Origin of the sequence: uncultured Algimonas sp. (genome assembly GCF_947498175.1) — a bacterium.
In the GTDB taxonomy this organism is placed as follows: domain Bacteria; phylum Pseudomonadota; class Alphaproteobacteria; order Caulobacterales; family Maricaulaceae; genus Litorimonas.
In genome coordinates, this window is record NZ_CANMJB010000002.1 from 334284 (window position 1) to 354866 (window position 20583).

Annotated in this window: 17 protein-coding genes and 1 tRNA gene; 8 read left to right on the forward strand and 10 right to left on the reverse strand. The window is 65.4% G+C overall.

What is annotated here, in order from left to right; genetic code table 11:
- Window positions 1-42 precede the first annotated feature (42 nt).
- Window positions 43-1098, forward strand: coding sequence for a Glu/Leu/Phe/Val dehydrogenase dimerization domain-containing protein (locus Q0718_RS04120; protein WP_298913848.1), 1056 nt, complete (start codon window positions 43-45; stop codon window positions 1096-1098).
- Between the two features lie 91 nt (window positions 1099-1189).
- On the opposite strand, the gene Q0718_RS04125 is transcribed toward Q0718_RS04120, so the two are convergent.
- The gene (locus Q0718_RS04125) at window positions 1190-2257 is read right to left on the reverse strand and encodes a zinc ribbon domain-containing protein (protein WP_298913850.1); all 1068 of its coding nucleotides are present in this window, start codon (window positions 2255-2257) and stop codon (window positions 1190-1192) included.
- A 128-nt stretch (window positions 2258-2385) separates the two neighbouring features.
- Between Q0718_RS04125 and Q0718_RS04130 the strand changes: the two genes are divergently transcribed.
- Entirely contained in the window at window positions 2386-2877 is a 492-nt protein-coding gene (locus tag Q0718_RS04130; protein ID WP_298913853.1) for a thioredoxin family protein, read from the forward strand.
- A 113-nt stretch (window positions 2878-2990) separates the two neighbouring features.
- On the opposite strand, the gene Q0718_RS04135 is transcribed toward Q0718_RS04130, so the two are convergent.
- Window positions 2991-4355 (reverse strand): DNA polymerase IV, encoded by a 1365-nt coding sequence (locus tag Q0718_RS04135; protein ID WP_298913855.1) that lies wholly within the window; start codon window positions 4353-4355, stop codon window positions 2991-2993.
- Between the two features lie 207 nt (window positions 4356-4562).
- On the opposite strand from Q0718_RS04135, the gene Q0718_RS04140 reads away from it, so the two are divergent.
- Window positions 4563-4934, forward strand: a complete 372-nt coding sequence (locus Q0718_RS04140) for a response regulator (protein ID WP_298913858.1) — start codon at window positions 4563-4565, stop codon at window positions 4932-4934.
- Window positions 4935-4946: 12 nt separating this feature from the next.
- The gene (locus Q0718_RS04145) at window positions 4947-6329 is read left to right on the forward strand and encodes a PleD family two-component system response regulator (RefSeq protein ID WP_298913860.1); all 1383 of its coding nucleotides are present in this window, start codon (window positions 4947-4949) and stop codon (window positions 6327-6329) included.
- Window positions 6330-6484: 155 nt separating this feature from the next.
- Here the strand turns inward: Q0718_RS04145 and rpmG are convergent, their stop codons facing one another.
- The 5 genes from rpmG to topA all read right to left on the reverse strand — a co-directional run bounded on the left by rpmG (window position 6485) and on the right by topA (window position 13517).
- Window positions 6485-6652: a 50S ribosomal protein L33 gene (gene rpmG, locus Q0718_RS04150; RefSeq protein ID WP_298913865.1), complete on the reverse strand. Its 168-nt coding sequence runs from the start codon at window positions 6650-6652 to the stop codon at window positions 6485-6487.
- Window positions 6653-6750: 98 nt separating this feature from the next.
- Window positions 6751-7509: an NUDIX hydrolase gene (locus Q0718_RS04155; protein WP_298913868.1), complete on the reverse strand. Its 759-nt coding sequence runs from the start codon at window positions 7507-7509 to the stop codon at window positions 6751-6753.
- Between the two features lie 208 nt (window positions 7510-7717).
- Window positions 7718-8305: a hypothetical protein gene (locus Q0718_RS04160; protein WP_298913871.1), complete on the reverse strand. Its 588-nt coding sequence runs from the start codon at window positions 8303-8305 to the stop codon at window positions 7718-7720.
- Between the two features lie 11 nt (window positions 8306-8316).
- The gene (gene rnr, locus Q0718_RS04165) at window positions 8317-10581 is read right to left on the reverse strand and encodes a ribonuclease R (RefSeq protein WP_298913874.1); all 2265 of its coding nucleotides are present in this window, start codon (window positions 10579-10581) and stop codon (window positions 8317-8319) included.
- A gap of 287 nt (window positions 10582-10868) precedes the next feature.
- Window positions 10869-13517 (reverse strand): type I DNA topoisomerase, encoded by a 2649-nt coding sequence (gene topA / locus Q0718_RS04170; protein WP_298913877.1) that lies wholly within the window; start codon window positions 13515-13517, stop codon window positions 10869-10871.
- Between the two features lie 187 nt (window positions 13518-13704).
- Between topA and Q0718_RS04175 the strand changes: the two genes are divergently transcribed.
- A complete protein-coding gene (locus tag Q0718_RS04175; protein ID WP_298913880.1) occupies window positions 13705-13884 on the forward strand; it encodes a hypothetical protein in 180 nt (59 codons plus the stop codon).
- A gap of 4 nt (window positions 13885-13888) precedes the next feature.
- Here Q0718_RS04175 and dprA read toward each other — a convergent pair whose 3' ends face one another.
- The 3 genes from dprA to Q0718_RS04190 form a co-directional block, all read right to left on the reverse strand.
- A complete protein-coding gene (gene dprA, locus Q0718_RS04180; protein WP_298913883.1) occupies window positions 13889-15007 on the reverse strand; it encodes a DNA-processing protein DprA in 1119 nt (372 codons plus the stop codon).
- Window positions 15008-15017: 10 nt separating this feature from the next.
- Window positions 15018-15602, reverse strand: a complete 585-nt coding sequence (gene plsY / locus Q0718_RS04185) for a glycerol-3-phosphate 1-O-acyltransferase PlsY (protein WP_298913886.1) — start codon at window positions 15600-15602, stop codon at window positions 15018-15020.
- Window positions 15603-15716: 114 nt separating this feature from the next.
- Window positions 15717-15790 (reverse strand) — tRNA-Cys (locus Q0718_RS04190).
- Window positions 15791-15995: 205 nt separating this feature from the next.
- Between Q0718_RS04190 and Q0718_RS04195 the strand changes: the two genes are divergently transcribed.
- From Q0718_RS04195 to Q0718_RS04205, 3 genes are all read left to right on the forward strand, one after another.
- Complete coding sequence (locus Q0718_RS04195) at window positions 15996-16655, forward strand: protein-L-isoaspartate O-methyltransferase (RefSeq protein ID WP_298913889.1); 660 nt, start codon at window positions 15996-15998, stop codon at window positions 16653-16655.
- A 27-nt stretch (window positions 16656-16682) separates the two neighbouring features.
- The gene (locus Q0718_RS04200) at window positions 16683-18266 is read left to right on the forward strand and encodes a TolC family outer membrane protein (RefSeq protein ID WP_298913892.1); all 1584 of its coding nucleotides are present in this window, start codon (window positions 16683-16685) and stop codon (window positions 18264-18266) included.
- 319 nt (window positions 18267-18585) lie between these two features.
- The gene (locus Q0718_RS04205) at window positions 18586-20247 is read left to right on the forward strand and encodes a DUF2497 domain-containing protein (RefSeq protein WP_298913895.1); all 1662 of its coding nucleotides are present in this window, start codon (window positions 18586-18588) and stop codon (window positions 20245-20247) included.
- Window positions 20248-20583 lie beyond the last annotated feature (336 nt).

Sequence of the window (20583 nt, forward strand, 5' to 3'; positions counted from 1 at the left end):
CGGACATACGAGTTTGCGGCCCCCATCATCACGATCGACGTCATGAGCATTTTCTCCCATCCCGATTTCGACGGCCACGAGGCCGTGCATGTCTTCTGCGACGCGGCCTCCGGCCTGCGCGCCATCATCGCCGTGCACAACACCAATCGCGGCCCGGCCAGCGGTGGCACGCGCTTCTGGCACTATGCGAGCGACGCCGACGCGCTGGCCGACGTGCTGCGCCTCTCCCGCGCCATGAGCTACAAGAACGCCATGGCCCGGCTGGATCTGGGCGGTGGGAAGGCCGTCATCCTGAAACCGGACGAACCCTTCGACCGCGATGCTCTGTTCGCCGCCTATGGCCGTGCCGTGGACACGATCAGCGGCACCTACATCACGGCCGAGGATGTCGGCGTGTCGCCGCGCGACATGACGACGATCAAAACGCAGACCGACCATGTGGCGGGTCTGCCGGAAGGGAAGAACGCGTCGGGCGATCCGTCGCCGGTAACGGCGGAAGGCGTCTTCCGCGGCGTCCGCGTCGCGGCGGAGCGTCGGTTCGGCACGCGCGACCTGTCCGGGATGACGGTGGCCGTTCAAGGGCTGGGCAGCGTCGGCTACGCGCTGGCCGGTCATCTGGCGAATGCCGGTGCGACGCTCAATGTGGCCGATATCAATCCGGACATCCTGCGCAAGGCGGAAGCGGAACTCGGCGCGACCGTCGTGCCGGTGGAGGCCGTCCATTCCGTTGATGCCGACATTTTCGCACCCTGCGCGCTGGGCGGGGCGATCAACGACCGGACCCTGCCGGAGCTGAAGGCGAAGGTCGTGGCGGGCGCCGCCAACAACCAGCTGGCTAGTGAGGATATGGATAACGCGCTCAAGGCGCGAGGCATTCTCTATGCGCCGGACTATGTCATCAATGCGGGCGGGATCATCAACGTCGCCGCCGAAGTGGCGGGCGATTACGATCCGTCTTGGGTGAACGCCAAGCTCGACCAGCTGGAGGAGACGCTTGGCGAGGTGTTCGACCGCGCGGTGGCGGAAGACCGCACGACCGCCGAAGTCGCCGACGAAATGGCGCGCGACCGCATGGCGGTCACGCGCGACTGGCGCTGACCGACGGTCTGAGCCGTCTCCGACGTCATGTGGGAGCGCATTCGTAGAATGCGACCCTGAGTCCCTAAAGACCCGGGTTTCAAGAAATAGATCAACTCATGACGAGTTCGCCCGCCACCGGCTCCGGCTTCGGCGTGCCGCAAGCCAAGCAGTAATGGTGGAAGGAGATGTTCTTCTGCCCGCAGGCGGCGCATTGGTCCTGCAGCCGGATGCCGCAATGGACGCAGAAATCCGTCGCCACGCCGTCGCGTTCGATGATGGCGCGGTCGCAGCCTGGGCAGGTCTTGGCCGCGATCTTCTTCAGCGCGGTCTCGTATTCGATGGATTGCCTGCGTTCGACTTCGGACCGCGCTTCTTCGGCGCGTTTGCGGTCCAGATAGCGCCGCATGCCGCGGATCAGGAAATGCCCGGCGATCAGCACGACGACGATGCCGACCGCATATCGCACATAGCCGCCATAATGGGGAAGATAGGGCACCAGCTCCACGAAGAAGGCGAAGGCCGCGAACAGGGCGAAACCGCGATAGAGCGGCCAATAGGCCGATTCACGCTTGCGCAGGATCAGCCATCCCGCAACCAGCAGGAGCGGCAGGGTCAGGGCCAGCCGGTAGAGAAACACCCGGAGCTCTTGCGCCCGCTGGGCCCGTTCATAATCGTCGCGTCCCGCGTCGAGAATCGCCGTCCGCGCCTGCCGCTGATCGGACAGGTCCCTTCGGGCTTCGGTCATGGCCGATTGCGCAGCTTCGACTTCGCCCAGTGCGCGCCGTTGCGCCAGGCGGAGGTCGTCGAGCGCCCGGGTGCGACGGACGACTTCCGGATTCTGGGCGTCGCTTTCGGTGGCGTTGCGCGTGCTGATCCAATTGTCGAACGCGCCTTTGGCCGCCAGATAATCCGCCGTGGCCGATTGCGACTCCGCCATCGCGTCCTCGACATTGCGCTGTAGTGGCGTCAACGCATCGTCCAGGGTCTCGATCCTGGCATCGACGGCGTTCAGGGCGTCGGGGGCCACGAACTCTTCCAGCATGAGCGGGCGGTCCACCTTGGGCAGGTCGCGAATGACCAGATTGCCGAAGCCGATGAGGAAGCCGGCGAAGACGATCGACAGGACCCACATCAGGATTTGGTAGATGCGTTGCGGGCGGCGGGCGGATTTCGACATGGCGTTCGTCCTTTTCGCGGGGCGGTCCGTCCGGATCATGCCGCCCTTCCGGGTTGCCGACAACCACGGATTGTCGCCGTCGCGCGATCCGGCTGTGCGGTGCGGCCGGTCTGTGCTAGAGACGGTCTATGAGAACATTCCTCATCGTCTTGTCGGCCATGCTGAGTGCCTGCGCCACGCAGGCCCCGGAACCAGCCGTCTGCTCCAATCTGCCGTCCGGCGACTATTGCGCCTTCGACGCGACCCGCGATGCGGGAGAGGATGTCCGCATCGCCCAGGAGGTCGCGGCGCGAGAGGATTTGAAGACGCTGATCGTGATGGGCGCGAACTGGTGCCATGACAGCCGCGCCCTGGCCGGAACCCTGCGCGGGGACCGGTTCACGCCGTTGCTCGCCGAGCACTACAGGTTGGTCTATGTCGATGTCGGTCGGAAGAACCGCAATCTGGACATCGCGCGCCGCTTTGGTCTGGACGATATCCTCGGCACGCCGACCGTGATCATCGCGGACAGCGACGGCACGGTGCTGAACCGCGACACGGCGCCGACTTGGCGCAATGCCGCCAGCCGGACCGAGGACGAGATCTACGACGAACTGGAGCGCTTCGCCGAGATGGAATGAAGCGCGACGAGGCAAGCAACTCCGCCTTTGTCGGATATCACGCTCCGGCGACCCTTGCCGCCGTCTGATCGATACAACCGTGGCGGTTTGACCGGCCCAGACGTCCGACGGGCCTACAACTGATCGTCCCTGATCTTGCCGGGCAGGGAGGTGGCTTGGCTTTCCTTGGCGCGGGCCAGGCGCAGGCCGCGGCCCGTGAGCACGGCGTCCGCGCCGAAACGCGCGCGGGCGATGTCGGAGGCGCGTTCGGCCTTGCCGCGCTTGGCAGCCTTCATGTCCAGCAGGTCGGCCGCGTCGCCGATTGGGGCGCAGAGCCCACTGATCCCGGCACCGATCAAGCGGTAGGGCCGCCCCTTCGCCTCGTTTTCGAGCAGAGGTTCCAGCGCGTGGAACAAGGCGTCGGCGAGCTGGATCGGCTGCGGCAGGGTGCGGCGGCGCGTGACCGATTTGAAGTTCGCGGTCTTGAGCTTCAGCGTTACGACCGACCCGGCCATGTCCTTGGCCTTGCTGCGGTCGGCCGTTTTCAGGCAGACCTGCCAGAGCTTGTCCTTCAAGGCTTCCAGTTCCTCGATATCCTCTGAAAAGGTCGTCTCGGCGCTGATCGACTTGCGTTGGTGGACCGGATCGACGCGGCGGTGGTCCTCGCCGCGCGACAGGCGTGCCAGCCGCAGACCGTGGTCGCCGAACCGTTCGGCCAGTCGCTTGTCGCTCCATTGGCGGACATCCGCGATGGTGCGCAATCCGGCCGCTTCCAGCTTGGACGCAAAGGCCGGGCCGATGCCGTAGATGAAGCCGACCGGCTGCCGCGCGAGAAAGTCCGGCGCGTCCGAGCGGCCCAGAACGGCGAAACCGTTCGGCTTGTCGAGATCGGACGCCGTCTTGGCGAGAAACTTGTTATAGGACAGACCGACGGAAACCGTCACGCCGACTTCGTCCATGATGCGCGACTGCAGCGCGATCAGGCTTTGCGCCGGGCTGCGGCCATGCAGACGCCGCGTGCCCGACAGATCGAGGAACGCTTCGTCGATGGAAAGCGGCTCGACCAGCGGCGTAAGCTCCGTCATCAGCATCCGGATGCGCCGCCCCTCAAAGGCGTACTTGTCCATATCGCCTTTGACCACGACGGCGTCGGGGCAGAGCTTCAGCGCCTTGAACATCGGCATGGCCGAGCGCACGCCGTAGATCCGCGCATGGTAGCAGGCCGCCGAGACGACACCGCGCCGCCCGCCGCCGACCAGGACGGGCTTGTCGCGCAAGGACGGGTCGTCGCGCTTCTCGACGGAGCAATAGAAGGCGTCGCAATCGACATGGGCGATGGACAGGTCCGCAAGTTCCGGATGGGACAGAAGGCGCGACCCGCCGCAGGCGGGGCAAGGGGCAGGGCGGGGAGCGTTCTCGCAACCCTGGACGATGTCGCGCGCCCGTCCGCAATCGCGGCACAGGGCCGGTGCGTATCTATGCGGAACGTCACTGGACAAACTTTAGGGACTCCTTAATGTGTTCACCTTATGTTCCATAGTCGCCGGAGCAGCATGGTTAAGTCAAGCTGAAGGCCGGTTCCATGGTTCCTTAAGGATGGTCTGGCAGGAAGCGTGGCATCAGACAAGACACCGGCCCGCCGCATGTTCACCGAACGTCCGGCGCAGGACCGGCGCCACAGGTGACGGGAAGAAATGCTGCAAGTGATGCCCAAGAAGGTCCTGATCGTCGAAGACAATGAGCTGAACATGAAACTGTTCAGCGATCTTCTGGATGCGCATGGCTACGAGGTCCGTCAGACGCGCGAGGGTCTGAAAGCGATCTCCATCGCCAAGGAATTCGAACCCGATCTGATCCTGATGGACATCCAGCTGCCGGAAGTGTCCGGACTGGAAGTCACCAAGTGGCTGAAGGACGAACAGGGCCTGTCCGAAATCCCGGTCGTCGCCGTCACGGCGTTCGCCATGAAAGGCGACGAAAAGCGCATCCGCGACGGCGGCTGCGTCGGCTACATCGCCAAGCCCATCACGGTCAGCAACTTTCTCGCCACCGTGAGGAAGTACAGCCAGGCCGCGTAGGGAAGGACCGCCATGTCCGCCCGGATCCTGGTGGTCGACGATCTCGCCCCCAACCGCAACCTGCTCGGCGTCAAACTCGCCGCCGAATATTACGACGTTCTGACCGCCGCCAGCGGCGAGGAAGCCTTGGAGATCGCGCGCCGCGAAAAACTCGACCTCATTCTCATGGATGTCGTGATGCCGGGCGGAATGAACGGGTTCCAAGCCACGACAGCGCTCAAATCCGATCCGGCGCTCTATCACGTGCCCGTCATCATGGTCACGGCGCTGGAGGAGGCGCGCGACCGCGTGCGCGGACTGGAAGCGGGCGCCGACGATTTCATCACCAAGCCGATCGACGATTTCAACCTGACGGCACGGGTCCGCTCGCTGCTGCGTCTGAAGATGACGACGGACCAGATCATGACCCATACCGGCCACACGGCCGAGAATTGCCGTCCCGTCTTCGACCGGATAAAGGATCGGCGCGGTCGTGTCATGGTGGTCGGCGATGCGGGCGGGCAACCGGCGCGCATCCGGCGCATGATCGGCGACAGCCACGATGTGCAGGTCGAAAGCGACCCGTCCGCGGCCATTCGCAAGGCCAAGGCCGGTTACGACCTGATCATCGTCAGCCTTGTGGCCAAATCCTTCGACGGATTGCGTCTTTGCGCCTCGCTGCGGTTCAACGCGGAATCACGCGACACGCCGATCCTGATCGTCGGCGATCCGGAAGACCAGTCCGGCTTCGTCCGCGCCTTCGACCTGGGCGTGAACGATTCGATCATGCGACCTATCGAAAGCCAGGAACTGCACGCGCGCATGACGACGTTGCTGCGGCGGAAATTCTACGCCGACTCGCTGAAGGAGAATTTCAACGAGGATCTGGAAATGGTGATCGCCGATCCGTTGACGGGGCTCGGAAACCGCCGCTTCTTCGACCGGCAGGTGGGTCCGCTGTTCCAGCAACTCTGCGAAGAGGGGCGGGACTTTTCGATCCTCGTCTTCGACATCGACCACTTCAAGCGCGTCAACGACATGCTCGGCCACGATATGGGCGACCAGATCCTCAAGGAAATCGCCGCGCGGCTCGTCACGAACATGCGCGCTGTCGATGTCGTCTCTCGCTATGGCGGCGAGGAATTCATGATCGCCATGCCGGAGACGCGACAGGACGAAGCCTTGCGGGCGGCCGAACGGGTGCGCGCCTCCATCGCCGGAACGCCGATCTTCGTGGACGGGCAGTGCCTGTCGGTCACGATCAGCTGCGGCGCGGCGCAGGTGCGGGCGGACGAACAGCTACGCGACGTCTTCCGGCGCGCGGACGGAGCGCTCTACGAGGCCAAGCGGGGCGGACGGAACAAGGTGGTCGGCGCGGTGATGCAAGGCGGGGCGGCATCGGCGGACGCGGCGTGAAAAAGCCGCCCGGAGAGGCGGCAGGGAAAGGGTGGCCTGGCTGACGTAGCGCTTCCTTTTCGTCCTCTGGGACGAGCGCCGTTGCGGCGAGGTTTGCGACGAACGGGATCGCCGTTCTCAAGGTCCCGACGGGAGATCTGAACCGATAGGCCGGCTTACTTGATCTTGCCTTCCTTGAACTCTACATGCTTGCGCGCGACGGGGTCGTATTTCCGCTTGACCATCTTCTCGGTCATGGTGCGGGCGTTCTTCTTGGTGACGTAGAAATAACCCGTGCCAGCAGTGCTGTTCAGGCGGATCTTGATGGTTGTCGGCTTCGCCATGGGACTCGTCCAGTATAGGGGTGGTAATTCGAAGCGCGGCGGATAGGGGCGGGGGCGATCCAAGTCAAGCATGCGCGGCACTCAGGCGATGCGCCGTTTCACGGGAAACGCTCTTCCCGGTATGTGCCGTGTTTGGCGCGCGAAAAGAAGATGGCCGGGTCCGGAGTGTCGCGCCGGACATGATCCCGGAACACATCCATCATCATGACGGTCGCGCGTTGCAGTTTCAGTGTCTTGATGTCTTCGAACGAAAACCAGCCGACATTGAGCAATTCGTGACTGTCATTGACCTCCGGCGGGGTTTCCGGATCCAGTGAGTCGCCGAGATGTCGGTGGAAGAACCACGCATCGAAGCGTTTGTGCCGGTGCGGCGGGGTGATGGCGCGTCCGAACACTTCCAGTCTGGAAATGTCCGGCAACATCCCGGCCTGGCGGAACGCGTCATAGGTCGGATTCTTCATGTTGCGCACCTGCCCGTCCGCGGGCGTGCCGATCATCAGTCCCGTTTCCTCATAGGTTTCCCGGATGCAGGACAGGGCGATGGCGCGGGCCTTGCGCGGACTGACGGCGGCCTCCAGGACGCGCTCGGTCCGCGCCGACAGATCGCCTGCATAAGGCGCGTAGCTGTCGATCCGGTCCACCCGCCCGCCGGGAAAGACATAGACGCTGGGCATGAAATCGTGCCGTGAACTGCGCTGGCCCATCAGGATCTTCGGGTCCCGCGGATCGCCGATCGTCAACGCGACGGTCGCGGCGATACGCGGGCGCGGCGCGCGGTCCAGCGTCTTCCGGGCGGACCGCTCCCGGTCCGTCAGGTGCAGGCTGGAGACTTTGGCGGGGCGAACGGGAACGGTCACGGGCCGAAAGCGTGTGTCGGGCAAGTTCGTCGCGAAGAGACCGGCACAGCCACTTTGGTCCGGAGTGATTCCATCCGCGCAATCAGGTTGCACCGGCTGTCATCCGACCCCTGTCTCGCCGTCCTGTCGGCTCGGACAACCTGGCCACGACAGGGATCGCTGCGAAAGCTGGAGGGATATGGCTGTCCGCGATGCCAGCACATGTCCCTCAACGATCCCTGCGATGCAACGCCGTCGGGATGATCTCGTCTGCGGAAACCCTGTAGTCGCCGACGGTGATCCGCCCCGCTGCGATGGCCGCCTCCAGTTCCGCGCCTTTGCTCATCGTCAGAAATTCGACCGATCCGTCTCTCATGTCGATGCCGAAGCTGACATTCTCTAGGCCGACCGCGGCGAGTTCGTGCCGAAGCCTGTCGGAAAACCGCTCGAAGTCTCTGTTCGACAGCGCCATCCGCCTGACGGTCACGTTCGACAGACCAGCCGGTATCAGAGGCGTAATGTCTATTCCGGGTTCGGACAGTCCGACGATGACGCTCCGGTCGGGGCCGAGTTCGACATGCGTGAAGGCATTCGGATAGGCGGTCTCGACCCTGCGGGAGAGGAGGTTGATCCGCTCCGACGCCGCCGCATCGATAGCGTAATCCGGATGGAGATGGATCCCGCCGGTTTTACCGGCAGCCGCACCGGCAGCCACACCGCGCACGCCAATCCGGTCATCCGACGGTTCAGACGGCGTCGCACACGCCGCCAAACCGGCACAGAGGCATAGGGCGAGGCCGAGGGCTTTCGAATCCATTCGGAACGGACTCATCCCTTGCGCCGCCGCTTGTGCTTCGCGCCACGACCGCCCTTTTTCCCGGACCGGTTTCCGCCGGATGCGCGCCCGCCCTTGGGCGGCTTTCCCGGTTCGCCCTTGCTGACCATGTCGAAGATCAGCCCGCCCGTCACCGGCGTCGCTTCCTTCAGCTTGACCTCGACCTCGCGGCCGAACTTGAAGGTCGCACCGCTTTCCGTGCCGATCACGCTCTTCGTCCGCTCATCGAGCGCGAAATATTCGCGGCCCAGCGAACTGATCGGGATCAGTCCGTCGGCGCCGGTTTCGGCCAGCGTCACGAACAGGCCGAACTTGGTCACGCCGGTGATGCGCGCCTTGAAGGTCGCCCCGACGCGGTCCTGCAGATATGCGGCGATGTAGCGGTCGACCGCGTCACGCTCGGCGACCATGGCGCGGCGCTCGGTCGTGCTGATATGTTCGGCCGTCTCGCTCAGGCGGCTTTCCTCTTCGCGGGTCGTGCCGCCTTCGCCCAGCTTGAACTGCTTGATCAGCGCGCGGTGGACGACCAGGTCCGAATAGCGCCGGATCGGGCTGGTGAAGTGAGCGTAATGGGTCAGGTTGAGGCCGAAATGCCCCATCCGCTCGGCCGAATAGATCGCCTGCGCCTGGGTGCGCAGCACCGCCATGCCGACCGTCTCGGTCAGGTCCTTGTCCTCGGCCTGACGCAGCAATTTGTTGAACCGTGCGGGCGTGATACGTTCGCCGGCGGAGAATTTCAGGTCCAGCGCGGGCAGAAATTCCGACAGATCGCTGACACGCTGGCGTTCCGGATTGTCGTGGAACCGCATCAACGTGCGCACGGCCTTGCCGGATTTGGGCATGGCGAGGGCCTCGGCGGCGGCGACATTGGCCTGCACCATGAATTCCTCGACCAGCTTGTGCGCGTCGAACCGGTCGCGCACCGAAATGTCGACCACATCGCCGGCCTCGTCCACTTTGACGCGGCGCTCCGGCAGCTCGATCTCCAGTGGTTCGCGCTGGGCGCGGGCGTTACGCAGCGCCTTGTAGCAAGAATAGAGGTTGCTCAGCTCACCCAGCACGTCCTGGCTCTCCGGCCCGTTCTGGCCCTCGAACGCATCCTGCGCCTGGCGATAGGTCAGTCGCGCGCGCGAGCGGATGATGCCGCGGTGGAATTTGTGGCTTTGCTTGTTGCCGCCACTGTCGAACGTCATGCGCACCAGCATCGAGGCCCGGTCCTCGTCCGGGCGCAGGCTGCACAGATCGGAGGAGAGTTCGTGCGGCAGCATCGGCTCGACCCGGTCGGGTAGATAGACGCTATTGCCTTTCTCCCACGCCGCCTTGTCGAGCGGACTGCCCGGCGTGACGAAGGCGGCGACGTCGGCGATGGCGACCCAGACGGACCAGCCGCCGGGGTTCTTCGGATCGTCGTCCGGTTCGGCCAGGATGGCATCATCGAAATCCTTGGCGTCGACCGGGTCGATGGTCAGCAGCGGCAAATGGCGCAGATCCTCATGGCCGATCTCGCCGACCTTGGGCATGGTTGCCTGTTCGGCCTGTTCGATGGCGGCAGGCGGGAAGCCCAGAGGGATATCGTTTTCGTGCAGGGAGATGAGCGAGGCGGAGCGCGCCTCCTTGATGTTGCCGATGGTCTCGCGCACTTCCGCCAAACGCAGCTGGCCCCGGTTCTTGCGGGTCGAACGGAACATGACGATGGCGCCGTCTTCCAGCGTGTCGGGGACATGATCGACACCGTAATCGTGGCGCGCCTTCTTCGACACGGGCTGAATCCGCCAGCCCTTATCAGTCTTGTGCAGCACGCCCATATGCGTCTGCGCGCCCGCGCCGAGGCGCTTCATCACCATGCCGACGGCGGTGCCGTCCTCGCGCTCCTTGATGCGCACCAGCGCGCGGTGGCCAATGCCCAGCGCCCCCCCATCGTCGCGCTTGCCGCCTCTCTTTCCGTCCACGGTGTCCCGGATCAGGATGGAGCGCTGCACGCCGCCTTTCAGCTCGCGCTCCGGATCGGCCCACATGTCGCCGTCTTCGTCGATATGCACGACATTGACGACCATCACGCCGGGCAGGGCGTCGGCGATGCGGTAGGTCTTCTCCGGCGTGTAGACCAGTGCCCCGTCATCGACGAGTTCGCGCAAGGTCTGACGCAGGGTCCGCCGATCGTCGCCCTTGACCCCCAACCGCCGCGCCAGCCGTTTGCGGTCGTAATGGTCGGGCCGCTCGCGCACGGCGTCGAGGATGGAATCGCGGGATAATGTCATATGTCGTCAGCTATATATGTTTTGGGGTGCAATGGAGACCCAATGCGCGACACGCCAAAAGGTTGGGACAGGGCCGCGTCTGAACCCTGCGCCTGTCCGCCGCAGGCCGGGTTGATGGGCGCGGTCCCACGCGGTTCATTGCCGGACAACCGGGCGAGCCGGGGCGGGGCTTTGCGGCGTCGATCCGGACTCCGGCTTGAGTCGGGGTGAGCGGGAGGAACGAGGACGGTCGGGCTTGGGCTGCAAGCCTTACCTGTTCGTCCCACGAAGCGAACGTCGCGCCGGACCTACTTCTTCGCTGGAGCTTTCTTTTTTGCGGCCGGCTTCTTCGCGCCAGACTTCTTCGCTGCCGGTTTCTTCTTTGCCGGAGCCTTCTTGCGCTTCGCCGGGGCTTTCTTCTTGCCGCCCTTGGCTTCCTTTTCGGCGATATATTCCAGCGCCATGTCGATATTGACGTCCTGCGGATCCTGGCCGTTGGGGATGGTGGCGTTGATCTTGCCCCATTTGACGTAGGGACCATAGCGGCCGTCGAGGATCTGCACCGGGGCCTCGTCGCCCGGATGCTTGCCCAGATCCTTCAGCACGGTCTGACCGCGCCCGCGGCCGCGCGGATTGCTCTTCTTCTCTTCGATCAAGGTCACGGCGCGGTTCAGGCCGACGTCCCAGACCTCCTGCACATCGTCCAAGGACGCGAAGGTCTTGCCGTGGACGACATAGGGGCCGTAGCGGCCGATGCCCGCCTTGATGGGCTCGCCGTCTTCGGGATGGTTGCCGATGGGACGCGGCAGTTCGAGCAGGCGGAGCGCCTTTTCCAGATCGATGGATTGCCAGCTCCAGCCTTTGGGCAGGCTGGCGCGTTTGGGCTTTGGCCCCTTTCTATCTTTCTGGGGTTTGGCGTCCGGATCCGTGTCGGCGGGAAGCGCTTGTTCGACATAAGGGCCGAAGCGGCCGGTCTTGAGCCAGATCGCATCGCCCGTTTCCGGGTGTTTTCCAAGCTCCGCATCCTGCGCCTCCGTGTCCTCGCCGTCCGCTGCCCCAAAGGGACGGGTGAACTTGCATTCCGGGTAGTTGGAGCAGCCGATGAAGGCGCCGAACTTGCCGAGCTTGAGGCTCAGCACGCCGTCCTCGCAGTTCGTGCATTGGCGCGGGTCGGAGCCGTCTTCCTTCTCCGGGAAAGCGACCGTCTTCAGCGCGACGTTGAGCGCGTCGAGCACATGGGTGACGCGCAGATCCTTGGTGCCGTCGATCGTGGCGGAAAACTCGTTCCAGAAATCATGGAGCATGCGCTTCCAGTCCAGATCGCCCGCGCTGATCTTGTCGAGCTGTTCCTCCAGATCGGCGGTGTAGTTGTATTCGACATATTTGGAGAAGAATTCCTCCAGGAATGCCGTCAGCAGGCGGCCCTTGTCGCTGGGCGTGAAGCGGCGCTTGTCGAGCGTGACATAGTCTCGGTCCTGCAAGACCTTGAGGATGGAGGCGTAGGTGGACGGGCGACCGATGCCGAGCTCTTCCATGCGCTTGACCAGGCTGGCCTCGGAATAGCGCGGCGGCGGCTGGGTGAAGTGCTGCTCCGCGGTCACTTTCCTGGCGGTCGCATCCTGGCCCTGCTTGAGCGGCGGCAACACCTTGCTGTCGGCCTCGTCGTCGGATTTGGGTGTCGTCGCCTCGTAGAGTTTCAGGAAGCCGTCGAAGCGCACGACCTGGCCGGTGGCGCGCAGGGCGAGCCGGTCGCGATCATCGACCACGGTAACGGTTGTGCGTTCCAGCTTGGCCGAGGCCATTTGCGAGGCCATGGCGCGTTTCCAGATCAGCTCATACAGGCGCGCTTCGTCGCCGGAAATGGGCAGGCTGCCGGGTGTGCGCGAAAAGCCGGTCGGGCGGATCGCTTCGTGCGCTTCCTGCGCGTTCTTGGCCTTGGACTTGTAAAGGCGGGCCGAACCGGGGAGGTAGTCGTCGCCGTAATCCTTGGCGATCGTGGCGCGGCAATCGCTGACCGCCTCGCCGACCATGGAGATGCCGTCGGTCCGCATATAGGTGATCAAGCCGACCGTTTCCGAGCCGATATTGACGCCCTCATAGAGCTTCTGCGCCGTCTGCATGGTGCGGGTGGCGGAGAAGCCCAGCTTGCGGCTGGCTTCCTGTTGCAGGGTCGAGGTCATGAAGGGTGGCTGCGGGTTGCGCGTGATCGGCTTGGCTTCGACCGACTTGATGGAGAGCGAGGCCGCCTTGACCTTGGCTTCCGCATCGCGGGCCTTTTCCTCGTCGTTCAGGCTGAACTTGTCGAGCTTCTCGCCGTCCAGCCGCACCAGATTGGCAGAAAACGCACCGGACGCCGTTTCCATGTCGGCGGCGACCGACCAGTATTCGCGCGGATTGAACTGCTCGATCTCGGTTTCGCGTTCCGTGATCAGGCGCAGGGCGACCGACTGGACCCGGCCGGCCGAGCGTGCGCCGGGCAGTTTACGCCACAAGACAGGGCTCAGCGTGAAGCCGACCAGATAGTCGAGCGCGCGGCGGGCCAGATAGGCGTCGACCAGCTCCTGGTCGAGCTGGCGCGGATTGTTGATCGCGTCGATGACGGAGGATTTGGTGATGGCGTTGAACACGACCCGCTCGATCGGCATGTCCTTCATGATCTTCTTCTTGCCCAGCACGTCGAGCAGGTGCCAGCTGATCGCTTCGCCTTCGCGGTCCGGGTCGGTCGCGAGGATCAGCTTGTCGGCGGTCTTCAGCGCGTCTTCGATGTCCTTGATGCGTTTGCGCGAGCGCGTATCCACGGCCCAGCTCATTGCGAAATCATTGTCGGGATCGACGGACCCGTTCTTGGAGGGTAAGTCGCGCACATGGCCGAAGCTGGCCAGGACACGGTAATCACGTCCTAGATATTTCTCGATGGTCTTCGCCTTGGCGGGCGATTCGACGACGACAAGGTTCATGGAAATCCGTTCAGTGATCAGGGCGAAAGCGGCGCGCCATTTGGGCGGTCGTCCCGGTCATGTCAATCGGACCGTCCAGACGCTTAGCCGGGGGAACTCTTTTAACGATGATAATCGTTTGCAACTTCAAGGCGTTTGATCAAATAGTTTTCTACTTTTACGGGATGTGTCAGGCTGGAGGAAACCCGTGTTGAAGAACAAGACTGTCAATGATTTCGACGGCGCATCGGACGCCGATATCGCCAACCACATCGCGTCATCGGCGCGAGAGCTGTCCGACATGGCCATGTCGGCCGGCAAGGCGGAGGCGGCGGCGTTGCTGGTCGTTGTCGCCGGCATGCTGAGCGAAGGCCCCGACGCCGACTAGGCGCTCATCCCGCGCGTCCGACGCGTCCGTCCGGCTCCACCAGGATGTCGGCATTCAATTCCATTTCGAGCAGCGCCGCCGCGGCGAGGCCGACCGGCACGCCCGACGCGCGGATCAGGTCGTCGCGATGGGTCGGCGTGAACGACAAGGCGCGGCTCAGTTTGTCCTTGGCCCTTGCCATTTCCGCCGCCTGCCTGTCCGGGTCGAAACCGGGCGCGTCGAACCCGCCCGCCGGGTCGAACAGGCTGGACGGCACGGCGTCGCGACGCGCCCCTTCCAGACAATCCATGACGTCCTGCGCCGTCTCGACCAGGGCGGCGCCCTGCCGGATCAGGCGGTTGCAGCCCTTTGTGCGCGGGTCCAGCGGACTGCCCGGCGCGGCCATGACCTCGCGGTTCTGCTCCAGCGCGTAGCGTGCCGTGATCAGCGTGCCGGAGCGCTCCGCCGCCTCGACCACGACGACGCCGAGCGACAATCCGGAGATCAGGCGGTTGCGCCGCGGGAAGTCCCGCGCCGTGGCGCGGTAGCCCAGCGGCGATTCGGAGACGAGCAGCCCGCGCTCGCGCATGGCCAGATGCAACTCCGTGTTCTGGCGCGGATAGATGTGGTCCACACCGCCGCCCAGCACGCCGACCGTGCCGGTCTCCAGCGCCGCCGCATGGGCGGCCGCATCGATGCCGCGCGCCAGCCCGGAGACGATGGTGAAGCCCGCCTCGCCCAGCTCTCCGGCCAGCGTGGCGGCGAATTTCTGCCCGATGGCGGACGCGTTGCGCGACCCGACCATGGCGACGCAGGGCCGGGTCGCCAGACTCGGATCGCCCCAGACGCTGATCAGCGGCGGGACGGGGTCGAGCGCGCGCAGCAGGTCGGGATAGTCCGGTTCCACCGCGCAGAGGATGCGTACGCCCGCCTGCTCGCTCGCCTCCATCTCGGCTTCGACCTGTTCGGGGGAAGGCGGGCAGATGTCCTTCTTGCGGATCAGGCCGGGCAGAGCGTCCAGCGCGTCGCGTGCCGATCCGAAACGCTGCATCAGGCCCCAGAAGGCGACAGGGCCGACCGTGCGCGTGCGGTAGAGCCGCAACCAGTCGCGCCGCTCCGCGAAACTCAGTTCATGCGTCTGCATCGCGCGGCGGTCAGGCTTTCCGGCCGATGCGCGACTCGGTCCCGGCGCGCAGACGGCCGATATTCTCTCGATGGCGCCAGACGATCAGCACCGTCATGAAGGCGATCATCGCCGTGACGGGCCACGGGAAGAACAGCAGCGACACGGCCGTGGAAAACAGCGCTGCGCAAAGCGCCGCCGCCGAACTGTAGCGCGTGGTGAAAGCCACCAGCAGCCAGGTTCCCGCCGCGACCAGCCCGATCGGCCAGACCAGGCCCAGCAGCGCGCCGAAGAAAGTCGCCACGCCCTTGCCGCCCTTGAAGCGCAGCCAGACCGGATAGCAGTGTCCGAGCAGCGCCGCCGCGGCCGCGACGAGGTGAAAAGGCGCGCCGAACAGCGCCATCGCCAACCAGCCCGCTCCCGCCGCCTTGCCGGCATCGAGAAGCAGCGTCAGCGCGGCGATGCCCTTGTTGCCGGTGCGCAACACATTGGTCGCCCCGATGTTTCCCGAGCCGATTTCGCGTATGTCAGGACCGCCGGTCGCGCGGGTGAGCAACAGGCCGAACGGGACCGAGCCGAGCAGATAGCCAAGAAGAAGGGCGAGGGCAAAGTCCATGCGGGCGGTGTAGCGGCGTGGGTGGGGAAGGGGAAGGGCGCGCTTGGCGCGGAATCCTGTCATGTCTGTGACGGGCGGGAAAGCTCCGGTGGTGATCGGGAGCCTTGTCTGGCTTGGAGGTACCACCCGGAATCGAACCGGGGTTCACGGATTTGCAATCCGGTGCGTCACCACTCCGCCATGGTACCGTCCAAGCGAACGCGCCTCTATCAATAGGAGGGGCGGTTGCGCAATGGGGAATGTCGGCGCGACCCTGCCGTAAAATCGTTTCGGCGTCGATCCGCGCATGGCGGTCTTGCGCGCAACGACCGTTGCGGGGCGCGCACAGCAGGAGTAGGGGTCGGGCCGACGCGCGCCATCCGCGCCGACCCCGATGCCAGAGGACCGCCTTCCATGCCCCAATTCGATTTCGGCGCCGCGCGCGAAACGATGGTCGAAAGCCAGATCCGCACCGCGGATGTCACGGACCTGAATTTGCTGGTCGCCTTTCGCCGCACGCCGCGCGAAGCCTTCGTGCCGGCCTCCAAGATGGCGCTGGCTTATGGCGACGCCGTGCTGGATTACGGCGAAGGGCGCGCTTTGCTGCGCCCGCGCGACTTCGCCAAGCTGGTGCAGGCGGCCGAGATCGAACGCGACGAGGTCGTGCTCGATCTCGCCTGCGCCCGCGGCTATTCGACCGCCATCCTGGCGCAGATCGCCGAAACGGTCGTCGGGCTGGAAACGGATGACGAAACGGTGGACCGCGCGACCGGCCTGCTGACCGATCTGGGTGTGCTGAATGCCGCCATCGTCAAGGGCGACCTGAAACGCGGCGCGCCGGAACACGGCCCGTTCGACGTGATCGTCGTCGGCGGTGCGGTGGCCGACGTTCCGCAAAGCTGGTTCGACCAGCTGGCCGATGGCGGGCGTCTGGCGGTGATCGTCCGGTCGGGGCCTGTGGGCCGCGCCACCCTGTTCACCAAATCCGGCCAGGCGATCGGCAACCGGATCGAATTCGACGCTCATGCGCCTTTCCTGCCCGGTTTCGAGCCGGCGCGGAGCTTCGCCCTGTAGCACCGGGCGCGGGGGAGAAAGCCACGCATGACCTTGATGCCCAAATCCAGCCGCGCCTCTGCCGCCGCGGTCTGTGCCGCCCTGCTATGGAGCGCGGGCGCGACCCTTGCCGCTGCGCAGACCCAAACCGTGCCGCAAACCCAAACCCAATCCCAAATCCTGCCGCAGGTTTTGCCGCCCGAGGCGGGCGATACGCTGCAAAGCGTGCTGGCCAGCGTCTATCGCGGCAATCCGCAGCTGCTGGCCGAACGGGCGCGCTTGCGCGAGGTGGACGAAAACTACGTCCAGGCCCGCGCCCAGGGCCGCCCCAATCTGAGCCTCAGCGGGTCGGCGTCGCTGCAAGCGGATAAAGGCGTCGAAGGCGACACACCCAACCCGTTCAATCCGAACCAGGGCGAATGGGTCGGCACGGAACCGCGCTCGGCGCAGTTCAACGTGTTGCAGCCGATCTATCAGGGCGGCCGGGTCAAGGCGTTGAAACGCCAAGCCAAGGCCGGCATCCTGGCGGCCCGCGCCGGGCTGGACGGGGCGGAGAACAACGTCTTCCTGTCCGCCGCCCAGGCCTATGTGGATGTGTTGCGCGACGAGGAAGCGGCCCGCATCCGGCGCAACAATGTCCGCGTGCTGACACGCCAGCTCTCGGCCGCCGATGCGCGCTTCGAAGTCGGCGAAGGCACGCGCACCGATACCGCCCAGTCCCAGTCGCGCCTGGCCGCCGCCGAAGCCGGTCTGGCCCAGGCCGACGCCCAGCTGGAAACGAGCCGGGCGCGCTTCGTGCGCCTAGTCGGACGCATGCCGAACCGGCTGCAGCCTGTGCCGGAGGTCGCCCTGCCGGGGTCGCTGGAAGCGGCGACGGTCCTGGCGCTGGCCAACAATCCGCAGCTCCTGGCGGCCTACTATAACGAGTTGAGCGGCGAGGCGGCGATCGACGTCGCCAAGGCGGCGGGACGGCCGACGGTCAACCTGCAGGGATCGGTCGGCCGGTCGCGCGGGTCGCTGCTCGGCTTTTCCGACGGCGACCAGGCCATCCTGGGCGCGCAGCTCAGCGTGCCGATCTTCAGCGGCGGTGCGAACGCATCGCGCGTGCGTCAGGCCCGCCACGCCCGGACACGGCTGGGGTTCGAAGCGCGCGACACGGAACGCGCCGTCCACGAAGCCGTGGCGCAGGTCTGGGCGCAGCTGGAAGCGTCGCGCCGGATCGTGGAAGCCGGGCGCCGCCAGGTCGCCGCGGCCGAGACCGCGTTCGAAGGGGTGGAACTGGAACAGCAGGTCGGCACGCGCACGCAGCTGGACGTGCTGGATGCGGAGCAGGAGACGCTGGACGCGCGCCTGACCTTGATCGATGCCCAACGCGGCTTCGACACCGCCGCTTTCCAGTTGCTCGCCACGATCGGCGTGTTCGATGTGGACGGGCTGAACCTGCCGGTCGCGGAGTACGATCCCGACATCCATCTGGCGGTGGCCGTCGATGACGGTCTGAAGCGCGTCGCGGACCGGATCCTGCCCGAAAGGCTGGGCGGCGGCACGACGATCGCCGGCGACCTGCGCGCGATCGAAGCCGGGATCGCCGCTCCCGCCGACGAACCCGTCATCCTGATCGAGACCCCCTGACGGGCGGGCGGCCCGATCCGAATCAATCCGGCGTTGCATTCCGCAAGCGGAACGTATCGCCTCCGGCCCGACAGGCGCTGAGCTAGACGGGACTCCCCGGGCAGCGTGGCGACGGTCAGGCGCGCGCTTTCAAAATATGACGCAAGCCATTACAACTACAGTGTTTTGCCTAGGCCGTTTTCGCGGTTTCGTCCGGTTTCCATATCCGCGGTGGATTGTCCGCGCGCTCGCCTAGACAAGGGGCGAGCCTTCGCTTAACCCTCTGTTAAGTGTAACGGATCGCCGATCCGCGCACGATGATTGGGGATTTGAGAGTCATATGTCGGAGCAGACACCGGATTCCAGCGCGAGTGCCGCCGAGAGCGACATCTTCGCCGACGGCGATACAGAGCCGAGCATGGAAGACATTCTGGCGTCGATTCGCAAGATCATCGCCGACGATGCCGATCCCGTCCCGATGGATGGACCGGGCGGGGCCTACGGTCCCATGGACGATCCCGCCGCCGTTCCGGCGCTGCCCCAAAGCGGGTCGGAGATGCGCGGGGCCGAGATGGGCCCGTCTGGACGGGTCGTTTCGGGAGACGGCGATTTCGACATCGAGTCGCTGCTGACCGATTTCGACGTGATCGAGCCCGTGCCCGACGCGGCTGCGGTGGGCGAGGACGATCTCGCCATTCCGGCTCCCGATCCGGTCCTGTCCCCCGATCCGTCCTTGTCCGAAGTGTCCATGCCGGACATGTCCCTTCCTGGAACTGCCGAGACTGAATATGCTGGCACCGGAAGTTCCGGCGCGGTTTCATCCACGGCGATGGACCGCGATGTCGGCGGCAGCGCCGAAGACGATATGGACCAGCTGATGAACGCCCTGATGATCGGGATGGACGAGGCGGACGACGCGCCCGTTCCGGACGGCCCGCTCGCCGCCGCCACGCTGAGTCCGGACGCCGGCCTGGATGAAGCGCCAGCCGCGCCGGTCGATGGTCCGATGTCCGAGACGGCCTCAAGTCAGACGGCCCAGATAGAGGATGCGGACGACATGGATCTGGTCCGCGCCCTGATGGAAGACCTGACCGACGCGGATGAGGGCGACACGGACATGGCCGCTGCGCCGGACGAGCTTTCGGCTCGGCCCGATCCGTCCCACTCCGGCTCCACGGTGCCGCAGGCGATCGCACAGCCCGATTCCGGTCGGGACACGGCGCCGGTCGATCCGCTCGACGCGATGGAAGAGGATATCTTCGACACCATCCTCGACATGACGACGGACGACGAAGCCCCGGCCCTCGACACGGACGGGCTCGCCATCCCGGATCCTGATCCGGAACCGGCTGCCATGCCGGACGAGGAGCCCGTCTCCGACACTCACTCAGGCGGACCGTCCCTGGCGGACATCGCCGCAGCGGCCGAAGCCGATGCGGTCGCGCCGTTCGCTCCGCCCGAGCCTGTGGACGATGTCGAACCTGTGGGCGATACCGAGAGCGTGGACGATCCCGCGCCCGCCGCGTCGTCCGAAGACGGACTCGATGACGCACGATCCGACCACGACGCTCCCGGTGCCGACGGACCCGTCAATGATGCCGCCTTGCATGCGTTTTCCGACGCCGCTGCGCCGGCCAATCCCGAACCTGCCTTGCCGGCGCCCGCTCTCGTCACGGCGCCCGCCCCTATGCCGACGACCCCAGCACCCGCTTCCGCCCCCTCTGCCTCTGCCCCGACCTCAATGGAGACTTCCATGCCGCGAGCCGTCCGCTCCGAAACCATTCTCGACGACGTGACCGAGGAGGCGACGATGACCGCGTTCGCCGAACTCAACCAGGTCGTGGAAGACAAGGCGATCCTGTCCGAACGCGGCCCGCGCGTCGGCGACCTGGTCCACGAAGCGCTCAAGCCGATGATCAAGGAATGGCTCGACGAAAACCTGCAAGGCATCGTCGAACGCGCCGTCGCCAAGGAAGTCAAACGCATCGCCAACGGGAAGTAGCGGGCGATCCATCCGCGCCGAACCGCTTTAGCATCATCTTCCAACGCGTTGATGCGCAAGGCCTTCGGGTTTCATACCGGCAATCATATCCGCGCCGGGGCGAAACGGGGCCATAAACAGGGTGTCATCGCGAAAACCCCTTCACGCCGACCCGTCTTGGTTCTTCCGTCCGGCCCGCGATTGACGCTTCGCCGGACGCCGCGCTAAGGCTTGACCCGTCCTTCCCGCCCGTCTCCCGCAGAGGCGGGCCTTTTGTTTTGAGCCCCCCATGTCCGACCCGACACCCGAACACCCAGACGCTCCGCCGCCCGGACCGCTCCCCCCCGGAACGCTCCC